Source organism: Pseudomonas sp. GW822-FHT05A08 (assembly GCF_058800485.1).
Genome location: NZ_CM179511.1, coordinates 1,772,687 through 1,785,685 on the forward strand (window position 1 = coordinate 1,772,687; position 12,999 = coordinate 1,785,685).

The following is a 12,999-nucleotide window of genomic DNA, read 5'->3' on the forward strand; positions in this document are numbered from 1 at the left end:
GATTCAACTCGGCTTCTGCTGTTGCTCCGGCGGTAGTTCATCCAGCTTCAAGGGCTCGCCCTCGCCGATTTCCTTGTATTCCTGGCGCAGTTTCTCCAACTGCTCGAGATCCAGCCCATCCAGGCTCAGCAACGCATTGTGCGCATCCTTGGTGGCGCGCAGCAGTTCGTCGATCTTCAAGTGCAGGATGTCGTTATCGCGGTTCTGGGTGTTCTGGATCAGGAACACCATCAGGAAGGTGATGATGGTGGTAGAGGTATTGATGACCAGCTGCCAGGTATCGTTAAAACCAAAGACCGGCCCGCTCATGCCCCAGATTGCAATCAATGCCAGCGCGATCAGAAAGGTCCCCGGACTGCCGGCCCACAGCGACAGCTTCTGCGAGAGTTTGGCGAATTTCATTGGCGTTTCCCCTGTGCGGCGGCATCTGAAATTCAGACAGCGGCGGTAGAGGGAAAATTCTTTTTCTCTTCAGTCGAGCTGGCTCCCTGCCTGCTGTCTGACGTTGCCCGGTATAGATCCGCCAAAGGGGCCGCTTGGCGATAGAAAAAAACACTCATCAAGAGCACTTGAACGGGATCGCGGATTAGCCGTGGAAGCCGCTGATTTCGCGCTGGAACGCCGCTTGTGCCCGGGCGCAGGTGAGGATGCGGTAGCGTGTGCTGCGTGAGACGGTTTGGTCGCGAAAGCGCCGGTACACCGGCTGGAAGACGGTGCGATCCAGGTTGGGGTGCTCCGCGTTCAGGTACGCCTCGCAAAGTCGGTCGTAATCCTGCTGCGCGATGAAGCGCCGGAACCAGAAGCGGTAGAAGTAACCCAGCAGGAAACCCAGGCTGAAGTCGCGGTCGAGTACCGAGTGGGCGCAGCACTCGAAGTCGATCAGGCGCAGGCGGCCATCGGCGGCGAGCAGAATGTTTTTCGGGTGGGGGTCCATGTGCACGAAGTCGTCGTCGAGCATCTGGCCGAACAGCCGGAAGATTGCCGACAACAGGGTTTCAGCCTGCTCGGGATGGGCCAGCAGGCGGTCGTCGACGCTGCAATGATCTGCCCAGAAACCCACCAGCAAGTACTCTTCGCGCAGGAACGGAAAACGCCCCTTGTAGCCAAACGCCGAGACCCGGGGCGAGAGGGCGGATTTGCCCGACACCACCGACAGGTTGATGAATTCATTGGTCAGGTCGTGCAGGCCGAAGCTGCGCTTGAGGCCGAGGAAGTTCTGCAGCTGCTTTTTCCAGTGAGTCAGGCGGTTGCGCTTGAGCACCCATTGGCGTTCGCCTTCGAGCAGGAACACGCCCCGGGTGTCTTCCGGAATATCCAGCGTGGGATATTGCTCGGGCTTGGCCAGAAAACGCCGTAGCAGCGGGGCCAGTTCGTGCCGATGGGATGGATCGAAATGGAAGGTCACGCCATCGATCTGCTGTCGATGCAGCGTTCGGGTGAAGCTCCTGAGGTGAAGCATGTAGGGTTCCTGACCTGGGATTACGAACGAGGGGGCGCTGTGAGCCTGCGCTGAAACGCTAGCCGAAAGGGCGCGCATCATAATTCATCGCAAGTCCTGGCGTTCACGAAATTCATCCGGGTGCCTTCTGTGCCCTTGCGAGGGAAAAGGACCTCTGGCCGGCCACAGCCTGTTTTGGCCGGGGTTGGACCGAGTAGGCCGGTAGACGGGGTCAATGCGCGGCACTCTGCCTGCCGCAGGCCAGGATTTCGGACGACCCGTGTTAGTTGTCCACTTTCTGACAGCTGGGCACCCAAGGGTTGCTGGGGTTGGGAACCGCCATTCAGGCGGTGGCCTTGCGTGGAGTGGGGGGCCGTTGCCCTGGCCACTGATGAACCTGTAGAACACCACCGCGGTTTCGAAGCTCTGCGACAGGCTGGTTTCGCGCCAGCGGATCAGGTTGCTCTATCGACGAACACACACCTTCACACTCTAAAACAGAATTTTTCTGGAGGGCCCAGGTGCTCGGGGTTACCGTGGATTGAAGAGCGCGACACAGGGGGCGCGAGCAGATTCAGGAGTGAACACGATGTCCAGCGTTACGCAGTCCCGTACGGTCGCTCTCTATCATCAGGCAGAGGACCTTTTTTTCTCGGCCATTTCACAAGAAAACTGGCATTTTAACGATAGTCTTGCGGCGTACTGCACGGGTGTTGTCGCCAGCAGTCTGAACCTGCTGTTCGTCAAGCGAACAGGGCCGGACCTGGCCGTGGGGGTGCTTGCAGGCATCGGGTTTCTTGAACGCGCGGGGCTGCCTTTTTGTGTGGTTGTGCAGGATAACCTGGTGGCGCAGGTCCGTGACCTGCTGCTGGAGCAGCACTTGTTGGAAGGCGATAGAACCACGTCGATGTGGGTCGATCTGAGCGTCCATGAATTGCCACCGGATGTGGCGGTGAGCTTCGACATTCGCTGTACCGATGAGCTGCTCGAGGATTGGGCCGATCCCGTGGAAAGTGCCTTCGAGTCGGGTGATGCGGGAGCGGGGCAATACCTGGCCCGGCATCGGGTGGCGCTGCAAAACGGCCAGCCGTTGATGCATTTCACCCTATATGAGCAGTCGCTGCCCGTCAGTTCGCTGACCCTGTCGTTGGGGCAGGCGGTGGCGCGTCTGGATGATATCGGCACCCGGCCCGAATACCAGGGCCGGGGCTATGCCAGCGCACTGATTCGACAAGCGCTGGCGTATGCGAAAAAACAGGGGATGAGCCTGTGTGTGCTGGAGGCCTCCCAGGAGGGGCTGTCGATCTACCGGAAGGCGGGGTTCGACGCTTTGTTCGGGTACACGACCTTTTACCGCGAATGAGCAGGTGGTGGGCAAACACTTCGCTCAATGCGTGGCGTTCTGCCGGAACTGCCGTGGGCTGATGCCGGTCAGCGCCTTGAACTGGCGGCTGAAGGCGCTGTGGTCGGTGTAGCCGCATTGCAGGGCGACGTCGGTGATCGGCAGTTCGCCGAGCAGCAGGCGCGAAGCGTGTTCCAGGCGCACCTTGTGAATCATCTGCCGTGGGGTGAGGTGGAAGATGCGTTTGCAGTAGCGCTCCAGCTGGGCGATGGACAGGTCGGCGATATGGGTCAGGTCGTCGAGGCGGATCGCTTCGTTGTAGTGCTCGCGGATATGCCGGTCCACCGCGGCCAGGCGTTGGTAGGCCGGGTGCGCGTCGCGGGCGGCCTGCAGGTCGAGGGAGATGCCGGCCATGCCGATGATCTGCCCGTCGCGTCCGTGCAGCGGCAGCTTGTGGGTCAGGCACCAGCCGGGTTCGCGGCTGCCGTACAGGTGCAGTTCCAGCTGGCCCTTGATGGTGACGCCCTGGCGCAGCACGCGCTGGTCCTGCTCGGTATAGACCGGGCCGAGCACGGCGGGAAACACCTCGGCCGAGGTCTTGCCCAGCAGCGGCGCGACGTTCTTGAAGCCGCAGCGCTGGGCCAGGGTCAGGTTGGCGGTGAGGTAGCGGGCCTGCAGGTCCTTGATGAAAAACACCGCGTTGGGCAGGGTGTCGAGCAGCGGGATCACCAGGGCCATGCTGCCCAGCAGGCTGTGAATATCCTCGGGCGCCTGGCTGGCGATGGCTTCGGGCAGACGGTGCAGCTGAGCGGTATCGATCATCAAGGGCTGCTCTTGTTATGGGGTGGGGCGCGCCCCGCGACTTTGGGTCTACTGGCTCATCCTTGAATTGCGCGGCGCCGTTGGCGGGCGGCCCACGGCAACGGTCTGCGCCTCACTTCACGCCGGGCGTCGACGATTCCATCAGCAGCGTCTCGATCCGCGCCGGCACCAGGGGCGCTCGTGGCGTCGGCGCGGCCCAGCCGAACAGGGCCTGTGCCGCCGTGGCGCAGACTCGCCCCTGGCAGGCGCCCATGCCGCAGCGACTGTGCAGTTTGGCCTCGGTCCAGCTCGCTTCGCCAGCTACCTCGGCGTAGGGCACATCCTCGCAGCGGCACAGCAGCGTATCAGGTCGCGACAGGCGCAGAAGCGCGGGTCGCAGGGCGAAGGTTTCCCGCACTCGCTCGGCGAAAGCCTGCCAATGGGCCCGACGCTGGATCAGCGCGATGGCCTCCCGGGTCTGCCCGCTGGCGGCCAGCCCGGCGATCTCGCCTTCGACCCTCGCCAGTTCGCTGCCGCCGACCCCGGTGCATTCGCCGGCCGCGTAGACCTGGGTGAGGCTGGTAGCCTGGTAGCGATCCACGGCAATGGCATTGGCCTGCAGCTGGCAGCCGAGGTGACTGGCCAGGGTGGTGTTGGGCACCAGCCCGAAACCGCAGGCGAGACGTTCGCAGGGTATTTCCCGAACCTGCTCGCCCTGCTGGATACGCACCGCTTGCAGGCGATCTTCACCCAGGGCTTCGAGCACATGGGCGTTGTAGCGATAGGCCGTGGTGGCCAGCCCGGCGGCCTGGCCGAGCTTGGCCGGCCAGCGCCAGAGCCCGGCGGCGAATGTCGCCAGTGCGGCCAGCGGGGCCTGCTCCAGGACCGCCTGCACCCGGGCGCCGGCCTGGCGGGCGGTGGCGGCGCTGGCCAGCAGCAACGGCCCGCTGCCGGCGATGACCACTCGCTCGCCGGCCAGCGTCAGGCCGTTTTTCAGCAGCGCTTGCAAGGCTCCCGCGCCCGTCACTCCGGGCAAGGTCCAGCCGGGGAAGGGCAGCAGCAGTTCGCGGGCGCCGCAGCACAGGATCAGGCTCTGGTAGCGGACCAGCAAAGCCTGCTCGGCATTTTCCAGCAGCAGGGCATTGGCGCCGGCGCCGGCCACCACCCGGGTGCCCGGCAGGTAACGCAACCGAGGATGCTCCAGCACCTGCAAGGCGTCGCGGGCGATGCCGGCGAGCGTGACGCCCGGCCCGTTGCGCCAGATCTGGCCGCCGGGGCGCGGGTTGTCGTCGAGCAGGACGATGGAGAGATCGCTGCGGCTCGCCGCCCGGGCCGCCGCGAGGCCGGCCGGGCCACTGCCGACGATAAGGATGTCGCAGCTCAGGCGCTGTTGACTCATGGCGTGCGCTCCACGTGCATGCCTTCGCGGCACAGGGTCTGGCAGGCCAGTTGGCGCCGGCCGTCGATGGTCATGCGGCATTCCTGGCAGATGCCCATGCCGCAGAAGGGCGCCCTGGGCTGGCCGGTGCAGGAGGTTCGGGTACGTGGGTCGCCGCTGGCGGCGACGGCGGCGGCGACGCTCAGGCCATCGCGTACGGTCAGCGCCTGACGGTCCAGGTAGATGATCATGGGGCAGTTCCAGTCAGGGAGGCGGTCAGCTCGGCGAAGCGTGCGGGGCGATAGGCCTGGGCGTCGATATCCGGCCGTTCGCCGAGCAGCAATTGGGTCAGCAGCCGGCCGCTGCCGGGGGCGGTGGTGACGCCCAGGCCTTCATGCCCGACCGCCAGCCACAGGCCTGTGTGGCGTGGATGTTGGCCAAGGATCGGCAGGCCGTCCGGGGTGGCGGCGCGAAAGCCGGTCCAGGCGCGGATGCCATTCAATTGCGCCAGCCCCGGCAGATAGGCCACGGCCCGTTGCAGCATTGGGGTCAGCACTTCGGGCTCGATGGCCGGGTCGAGGCTGTCGAACTGCCGGGACGAGCCGATCAGCAATTGCCCGGTTGGCCGTGGCTGCACATTGAACGCCACCGAGGTGCCGTTGCTGGCGTGGGCGCTGGCGGCGTAGCCCAGCTCCACCAGTTGGTGGGATACCTGCCGGGGGTAACGATCGGTGATCAGCAAATGGCCTTTCTTCGGCCGCAGCGGCAACTCCGGCAGCAGGTTCTTCGCCGCCAGACCGTTGGCCAGCACCACGTACTCGGCACGCAGCACGCGGCCGTCATCCAGCGCCACGCGGTGGTCGGCGATGGCGCTGACCGTGGCCCGCTCGCAGCTGATCCCTGGCGTGTTGTGCAACAGCCAGTGGGCGGTGGCCGGGGCGTAGAGAATGCCGTCGCCGGGGATCTTCAGGGCGCCGCCAAGACCTTTGCGCAACAGGGGTTCGAGTGCAGCCAGGGTCGCGCTGTCGAGCAATTCGCCCGCCACTCCGTGCTGGGCCAGGTTGATTTGCTTGGCCCGGGCCAGGTCCATTTCCGCAGCGTCTGCGGCCAGCCACAGGGTGCCGCAATTGCGGTAGGCGCAGGTGGCCGGCAGTTGCGCGCGCAGCTGGTTCCACAGGCCGATGGAGTAGTGACTCAGCGCCAGTTCGGCGCGGTTGTCGTCCATCGCCACCAGGTGGCCCATGCCCGCGCCGGTGGCGCCGCCGCTGGCGTTGTCGAGCACCCGCACCCGCAGGCCGCGGCGGGCCATTTCGTGGGCGCAGGCGGCCCCGACTATGCCGCCGCCAATCACCAGGACGTCGGCTTCGGCCGGCTGGCTCACGAGACGATGCCCCAGCCGAAAGGATCGCTGTCTTCGATCAGCAAGGTGGCTTCGGCGCTGATGTGGGCGGTGCCGCGGATGGTCGGGATGACCTGCTCGCCTGCCTGCTCGTAGCTGGCGCTGAACTGGCTGCCGATCACGCTGGCCTGACGCCAAATCGCCCCGGGCGCGAGTTTGCCGTCGGCGGCCAGGCAGGCCAGCTTGGCGCTGGTGCCGGTGCCGCAGGGGGAGCGGTCGTAGGCCTTGCCGGGGCACAGCACGAAGTTGCGGCTGTCGGCCTGCGGGTCGTCGGCGAACAGCTCGATATGGTCGATCACACCATCGTCGGCGCCGCTGATGCCGGCGGTCTCCAGGGCTTCGCGCACGGCCCAGGTGTAGTGGGTCAGGGCTTCGACGTTATCCAGGGCGATGCGCTGGCCATGCTCGCTGATCAGGAAGAACCAGTTGCCGCCCCAGGCGATATCGCCACGGACTTTGCCGTGGCCGGGCAGTTGCAGTTCGACGCCGCTGCGGTATCGGTAGGCCGGCACGTTGCGCACGCTGACCGAGAGGTCGTCGTGCAGGGTGGCGCTGACGGTGCCCACCGGGGTTTCGATGCGGTGCACGCCGGGTTCGATGCGCCCCAGGTGATACAGCGAACGCACCAGGCCGATGGTGCCGTGGCCGCACATGCCCAGGTAACCGCTGTTGTTGAAGAAGATCACCCCGGCACAGGCATCCGCCGCCTGGGGTTCGCACAGCAGGGCCCCCACCAGCACATCGCTGCCCCGTGGTTCCAGCACGCAGGCCGTGCGCCAACGATCGTGGCGTGCTTGCAGGACGGCCAGCCGTTCGGCCATCGAACCGTTGCCCAGGTCGGGAAAGCCGTCGACAACCAGGCGAGTCGGCTCGCCCCCCGTATGTGAATCGATGACGGTTATTTTTTTCATGGCAGCACCTGACGGAAAAGGCCTACAGAGTGGCTCGGGAAAGGGCCGCATCGCTTGTGGGTTTTCTCTGCGGCGGATGACGAAATCGGCACAGGTGTGCAGTGCGGCTGCTGGTGCAGGGGGGCAGGCGGGTCGAAGGAGGCGCAATGGACGGAAAAGGTCGGTGGACGATTGGGTAAATGTGCCGATTTCGTCTTGCTTGAGCGGGAAAAACCTCAAGCTCCAGGGCGGTGAAAGGCGGAATCTGTTTTTCGTTTCCAACGCCTGTCGGCCCGGCCGACTCAACCAACAAGGACAAGACCATGAGCCGTAAAGCCATCCACTGGAGCGGTGTGTTCCCTGCCGTCAGCACCCAGTTCAAACCCGACTTTTCCCTGGACCTGGACGCCACCCACAGCGTCATGCGCAACCTGGTGGCCGACGGTGTGTCGGGCCTGGTGGTGTGCGGCACCGTGGGCGAAAACACCTCGCTGAGCACCGCGGAAAAACTCTCGGTGATCGAGGTCGCCAAGGACGCCGCCGGCGGCCGCGTACCGGTGATCGCCGGGATCGCCGAGTTCACCACCGAGTTCGCCCGCAACACCGTGCGCGAAGCGGCCAAGGTCGGGGTCGACGGGGTGATGGTCATGCCGGCCCTGGTGTATTCGGCCAAGTCCCATGAAACCGCCGCGCACTTTCGCGCCATTGCCACCGGCACCGACCTGCCGGTGATGGTCTACAACAACCCGCCGATCTACAAAAACGACGTCACCCCGGACGTGTTGATCGCCCTGCAGGACTGCGAAAACATCGTCTGCTTCAAGGACTCCTCCGGCGACACCCGGCGCTTCATCGACCTGCGCAATGCCGTGGGCGACCGCTTCGTGCTGTTCGCCGGCCTGGATGACGTGGTAGTGGAAAGCATCGCCGTCGGCGCCGAAGGCTGGGTCTCCGGGATGTCCAACGCCTTCCCGAAAGAGGGCGAAACCCTGTTCCGCCTGGCCAGGGAAAAACGCTTCGAGGAAGCCCTGGCGCTGTACCGCTGGTTCATGCCGCTGCTGCACCTGGATGCGCGTCCGGACCTGGTGCAGTGCATCAAGCTCTGCGAGGAACTGGTCGGTCGCGGTTCCTCGATCACCCGCCCGCCGCGCCTGGCCCTGCAGGGCGAGACCCTGGCCGAGGTCAAGGCGATAGTCGCCAAGGCCCTGGCCGAGCGTCCGCAGTTGCCGGACGTCGGTCTGTAAGCCAGCCGACAGGCCGCCCCGCGCAGTGGCTCGCGGGGCGGCCTGGTCCACGAGAAGAACCATCAGGCACTCGCGCAGTGCCGTGTTTCACCCCGTCGGCAGCCTGCTCGCAGGAGGCCGGCGCGACATTCGATCTGCCTACTCCAATAACTCAATAAGAAGGCGCGCCTATGTCAGGCCAAGGCAAATTCAAGAAACAGCTCTCTCTGGTTGACCTCACCTTCATCGGCCTGGGGGCGATCTTCGGTTCCGGCTGGTTGTTCGCCGCCAGCCATGTCTCGGCCATCGCCGGGCCGGCGGGGATCTTCTCCTGGCTGCTCGGCGGTTTCGCCGTCCTGCTGCTGGGCATCGTCTATTGCGAACTGGGCGCGGCCCTGCCGCGAGCGGGCGGGGTGGTGCGTTATCCGGTGTTCTCCCATGGGCCGCTGCTGGGCTACCTGATGGGCTTCATCACGTTGATCGCGTTTTCCAGCCTGGTGGCCATTGAAGTGGTGGCGGCGCGGCAATACGCAGCGGCCTGGTTTCCGGGGCTGACCCATGCCGGCAACAGCAACCCGACCCTGCTCGGCTGGCTGGTGCAGTTCGCCCTGTTGTGCCTGTTCTTCTGGCTCAATTACTCCAGCGTCAAGACCTTCGCCAAGTCCAACAACCTCATCAGCCTGTTCAAGTTCGTCGTGCCGCTGCTGGTCATCAGCGTGCTGTTCACCTTCTTCAAAGCGGAGAATTTCCACGTCCAGGGCTTTGCTCCCTTCGGGCTGTCCGGCATCGAAATGGCGGTCTCCGCCGGTGGCATCATCTTCGCCTACCTGGGCCTGACGCCGATCATTTCGGTGGCCAGCGAAGTGCGCAATCCACAGCGCACCATTCCCATCGCGCTGATCCTTTCGGTCCTGCTCTCGACCCTGATCTACGGCCTGCTGCAACTGGCGTTCCTCGGCAGCATTCCCACCGACATGCTGGCCAACGGCTGGAGCAGCATCAGCAAGCAATTCTCCCTGCCGTACCGCGACATCGCCCTGACCCTGGGCGTCGGCTGGCTGGCCTACCTGGTGGTGGCCGACGCGGTGATTTCCCCCAGCGGCTGCGGCAACATCTACATGAACGCCACGCCACGGGTGGTGTACGGCTGGGCGAAGACCGGGACTTTTTTCAAGATCTTCACCCGCATCGACGAGCAGTCCGGCATCCCGCGCCCGGCGCTGTGGCTGACCTTCGGCCTGTCGGTGTTCTGGACCTTGCCGTTCCCGTCCTGGGAAGCGCTGATCAATGTGGTGTCGGCGGCCCTGGTGCTGAGTTACGCGATTGCCCCGATCAGCGTGGCGGCGCTGCGCAAGAGTGCGCCGGACCTGCCGCGGCCGTTCCGGGTCAGTGGCTTCGGCCTGTTGGGGCCGGTGTCCTTCGTCATCGCCGCGCTGATCGTCTACTGGTCCGGCTGGAGCACGGTGTCCTGGCTGCTGGGCCTGCAGATCCTGATGTTCGTCATCTACCTGGGCTGCAGGCGCCTGGTACCCACCGACCACCTGAGCCTGACCGAACAGGTACGCTCGTCCCTGTGGCTGATCGCCTTTTACGCCCTGACCATGGTCATTTCCTACCTGGGCAGCTTCGGCGGGATCGGCGTGCTCACTCACCCCTACGACACCCTGGTCGTCACCCTCATGGCCCTGTGCATCTACTACTGGGGCGCCAACACCGGGGTGCCAGGCAGCAAGCTGCTGTTGGAAGGGGCAGACGAATGAGCACAGCCCAGGCATCCATTCAGCTCACGCCATTTATTCAGAGAGGTAACCCATGCCTGTAACAGGACAACTGCTGATCGGCCAAACCCGCGTGCGGGGTGGCCACGGCGAAGTGCATGCACTGGCTGCCGCCACCGGCGAGATCCTGGCGCCGGGTTTTGGCGGCGCCGGCCCGAACGACCTGGAACGCGCCTGTGCCCTGGCCGAGGCGGCATTCGACCGCTACCGGGAAATCAGCCTGGAACAACGGGCGGCTTTTTTGGAGAGCATCGCCGGCAACATCCTCGCCCTCGGTGATGAGCTGATCGAGCGCTGCATGAGTGAAACCGGCTTGCCCCGTGCCCGCCTGGAAGGCGAGCGCGGGCGCACCGTAGGCCAGCTGCGGTTGTTCGCGGCGGTGGTGCGCGACGGCAGCTTCCTGGAGGCGCGCATCGACCCGGCCCAGCCGGAGCGCCAGCCCTTGCCCAAGGTGGATCTGCGCCTGCGCCAGATCGCCATCGGGCCGGTGGCGGTGTTCGGTGCCTCGAACTTTCCCCTGGCGTTTTCCGTGGCCGGCGGCGACACCGCCTCGGCGCTGGCCGCCGGTTGCCCGGTGGTGGTCAAGGCGCATTCGGCGCACCCCGGTACTTCGGAACTGGTAGGGCAGGCGATCCAGCAGGCGGTGCACAGCCACGGGCTGCCGGAAGGGGTGTTCTCGCTGCTGTTCGATGCCGGCCGCAGCATTGGCCAGGGGCTGGTGGCGGACAGTCGGATCAAGGCCGTGGGCTTTACCGGTTCGCGCAACGGCGGCGTGGCGTTGATGAAGATCGCCGCGGCCCGCGAGGAACCGATCCCGGTCTATGCCGAGATGAGTTCGATCAACCCGGTGCTGCTGTTGGCCAATGTACTGGCGGAGCGCGGCGAAGCCATCGCCCAGGCCTTTGTCGGCTCCCTGACCCTGGGCGCCGGGCAGTTCTGCACCAACCCGGGTTTGCTCCTCGCGGTCGACAGCCCGGCGTTGCGCGCATTCGAAGCCGCGGCGGCAGCCGTGCTCAAGCTGGCGCCGGCGCAGACCATGTTGACGCCAGGTATTCATGGCAGCTACTGCCAGGGCGTCGAGCGGCTGCTGCGGCATGCCGAGGTGGAGCCCTTGGGGCAGGGCGCCGATGGCCAGCGCTATCAGGCCCGTGCCGCGCTGTTCGCCACATCGGCCGAGGCCTTCATGGCCCGCGCTGCACTGCGCGAGGAGGTCTTCGGCCCGGCCTCGTTGATCGTGCGTTGCAGCGATGCCGCGCAGATGAAAGCGCTGCTGGCGAGCCTGGAAGGTCAGCTGACCATCGCCCTGCACCTGAGTGACGACGACCATCCGCAAGCCCGGGAACTGTTGCCGTTGCTGGAGCGAAAGGCCGGCCGCCTGCTGGTCAACGGTTTTGGCACCGGTGTCGAAGTTGGCCATGCCATGGTCCATGGCGGGCCGTTCCCCGCCACCTCGGATACGCGCACCACCTCGGTGGGCAGCCTGGCGATCCAGCGTTTCCTGCGCCCGGTGTCGTACCAGGACTTGCCGCCAGCACTGCTGCCGCAGGCTTTGCGCAACGACAACCCCTGGCAGGTTCCACAGCGTCTCAACGGCGAGCGCCCGTTGTAGCCGCTGCCGCAGGCTTCGATCAGACCGCAGGCCTGCGGCGTTCTCACCCTCAACTCCATAGGGCCGGGTTTCCCGGCCCCCACGGTTTTTATCGGAGCACAAACCCCATGTCCGATCTCGTCACTCTTTCCCTCGCCGAAGTCCATGAGCTGTCCCTCAAGGTGCTGACCCGCCACGGCCTGTCCAATGCCCATGCCCGGGCCATTGCCGAGGTCATCACCCAGGGCCAGCGCGACGAGTGCCATTCCCACGGGGTGTACCGCCTGCTGGGTTGTGTGCGCTCCGTGCGCGAGGGCAAGGTCGACCCGCTGGCCGAGCCGAGCCTGCGGTCTATTTCCGCGGGCGTGCTGGAGGTGGATGCGCACTACGGCTATTCCTTGTTGGCGTTCCAGACCGGCTTGCCGTTGCTGGCGGAAAAGGCCCGCAATCAGGGGCTGGCGGCCATGGCGATCAAGCGGTGTTTCCACTTCTCGGCGCTGTGGCCGGAGGTCGAGGCGATTGCCGCCGAGGGGTTGGTGGGCATCGCCATGAACCCCAGCCACAGCTGGGTGGCGCCGGCCGGCGGCAGCAAGCCGGTGTTTGGCACCAACCCCCTGGCGTTCGCCTGGCCACGGCCGGCGGGCCAGCCGTTCGTGTTCGACTTCGCCACCAGCGCCATCGCCCGCGGCGATATCGAATTGCACGCGCGCCAAGGCAAGGCTATCCCCGAGCATTGGGCCATCGACGCCCAGGGCCAACCGACCACGGATGCCAGGGCAGCCCTGCAAGGCGCCATGCAAACCTTCGGCGGGCACAAGGGTTCAGCCCTGGCGGCGATGATCGAACTGCTGGCCGGCGCGCTGATCGGCGACCTCACCAGCGCTGAGTCCATGGCCTTCGACGCTGGCGTCGGCGCCGCGCCTTGCCATGGCGAGCTGATCCTGGCGTTCGATCCGCAGGTGTTTTTGGGGCAGGACTACGAGAAAGGTCTGGAACGCGCCGAAGGACTGTTCGCGGCCATCACGGGGCAGGGCGCGCGGCTGCCGTCGCAGCGGCGTTTCGAAGCCAGGGCCCGCAGCACGCAACACGGCGTAAAGATCCCCCGCGCGCTGTTCAACGATATCCAGGCGCTGTTGGCGCAGTAACCGCGATTCTTGTAGCG

At 65.5% G+C, this 12,999-nt stretch carries 12 protein-coding genes and 1 pseudogene; 5 read left to right on the forward strand and 8 right to left on the reverse strand.

The features are described 5' to 3' along the window. Positions 1-3: 3 nt before the first annotated feature. The 3 genes and pseudogenes from AC3RCP_RS08055 to AC3RCP_RS08065 form a co-directional block, all read right to left on the reverse strand. Positions 4-402, reverse strand: a complete 399-nt coding sequence (locus tag AC3RCP_RS08055) for a low affinity iron permease family protein (RefSeq protein ID WP_101337067.1) — start codon at positions 400-402, stop codon at positions 4-6. A gap of 184 nt (positions 403-586) precedes the next feature. Further along, positions 587-1,459 carry an AarF/UbiB family protein gene (locus AC3RCP_RS08060; RefSeq protein WP_492569520.1) on the reverse strand — a complete coding sequence of 291 codons (873 nt, stop codon included), beginning with the start codon at positions 1,457-1,459 and terminating at the stop codon, positions 587-589. Between the two features lie 265 nt (positions 1,460-1,724). Further along, a pseudogene (locus AC3RCP_RS08065) lies at positions 1,725-1,900 on the reverse strand (AidA/PixA family protein); the annotation flags it as partial. A 127-nt stretch (positions 1,901-2,027) separates the two neighbouring features. Between AC3RCP_RS08065 and AC3RCP_RS08070 the strand changes: the two are divergent. Next, a complete protein-coding gene (locus AC3RCP_RS08070; RefSeq protein WP_101337069.1) occupies positions 2,028-2,801 on the forward strand; it encodes a GNAT family N-acetyltransferase in 774 nt (257 codons plus the stop codon). 24 nt (positions 2,802-2,825) lie between these two features. Here AC3RCP_RS08070 and AC3RCP_RS08075 read toward each other — a convergent pair whose 3' ends face one another. The 5 genes from AC3RCP_RS08075 to AC3RCP_RS08095 form a co-directional block, all read right to left on the reverse strand. Continuing rightward, positions 2,826-3,602, reverse strand: a complete 777-nt coding sequence (locus AC3RCP_RS08075; protein WP_492569522.1) for a helix-turn-helix domain-containing protein — start codon at positions 3,600-3,602, stop codon at positions 2,826-2,828. A gap of 112 nt (positions 3,603-3,714) precedes the next feature. Further along, a complete protein-coding gene (locus AC3RCP_RS08080; protein WP_492569524.1) occupies positions 3,715-4,980 on the reverse strand; it encodes an FAD-dependent oxidoreductase in 1,266 nt (421 codons plus the stop codon). Continuing rightward, complete coding sequence (locus AC3RCP_RS08085; protein ID WP_101337072.1) at positions 4,977-5,210, reverse strand: 2Fe-2S iron-sulfur cluster-binding protein; 234 nt, start codon at positions 5,208-5,210, stop codon at positions 4,977-4,979. The genes AC3RCP_RS08080 and AC3RCP_RS08085 overlap by 4 nt, the downstream gene beginning before the upstream one ends. Next, entirely contained in the window at positions 5,207-6,340 is a 1,134-nt protein-coding gene (locus tag AC3RCP_RS08090) for an NAD(P)/FAD-dependent oxidoreductase (protein ID WP_101337073.1), read from the reverse strand. The genes AC3RCP_RS08085 and AC3RCP_RS08090 overlap by 4 nt, the downstream gene beginning before the upstream one ends. Next, positions 6,337-7,269 (reverse strand): 4-hydroxyproline epimerase, encoded by a 933-nt coding sequence (locus tag AC3RCP_RS08095; protein WP_492569525.1) that lies wholly within the window; start codon positions 7,267-7,269, stop codon positions 6,337-6,339. Before AC3RCP_RS08095 ends, AC3RCP_RS08090 begins: the two co-directional genes overlap by 4 nt. A 302-nt stretch (positions 7,270-7,571) precedes the next feature. Here AC3RCP_RS08095 and AC3RCP_RS08100 point away from each other — a divergent pair, with 302 nt between their 5' ends. The 4 genes from AC3RCP_RS08100 to AC3RCP_RS08115 all read left to right on the forward strand — a co-directional run bounded on the left by AC3RCP_RS08100 (position 7,572) and on the right by AC3RCP_RS08115 (position 12,982). Beyond that, positions 7,572-8,492, forward strand: a complete 921-nt coding sequence (locus AC3RCP_RS08100) for a dihydrodipicolinate synthase family protein (protein WP_007922738.1) — start codon at positions 7,572-7,574, stop codon at positions 8,490-8,492. A gap of 170 nt (positions 8,493-8,662) precedes the next feature. Further along, on the forward strand, positions 8,663-10,231 hold the full coding sequence (locus AC3RCP_RS08105; protein WP_492569527.1) for an APC family permease: 1,569 nt from the start codon (positions 8,663-8,665) through the stop codon (positions 10,229-10,231). A 52-nt stretch (positions 10,232-10,283) separates the two neighbouring features. Next, positions 10,284-11,858, forward strand: a complete 1,575-nt coding sequence (locus AC3RCP_RS08110) for an aldehyde dehydrogenase (NADP(+)) (RefSeq protein ID WP_492569529.1) — start codon at positions 10,284-10,286, stop codon at positions 11,856-11,858. A gap of 107 nt (positions 11,859-11,965) precedes the next feature. Then, positions 11,966-12,982, forward strand: coding sequence for an Ldh family oxidoreductase (locus tag AC3RCP_RS08115; RefSeq protein WP_492569530.1), 1,017 nt, complete (start codon positions 11,966-11,968; stop codon positions 12,980-12,982). The last annotated feature ends 17 nt before the right edge of the window (positions 12,983-12,999 follow it).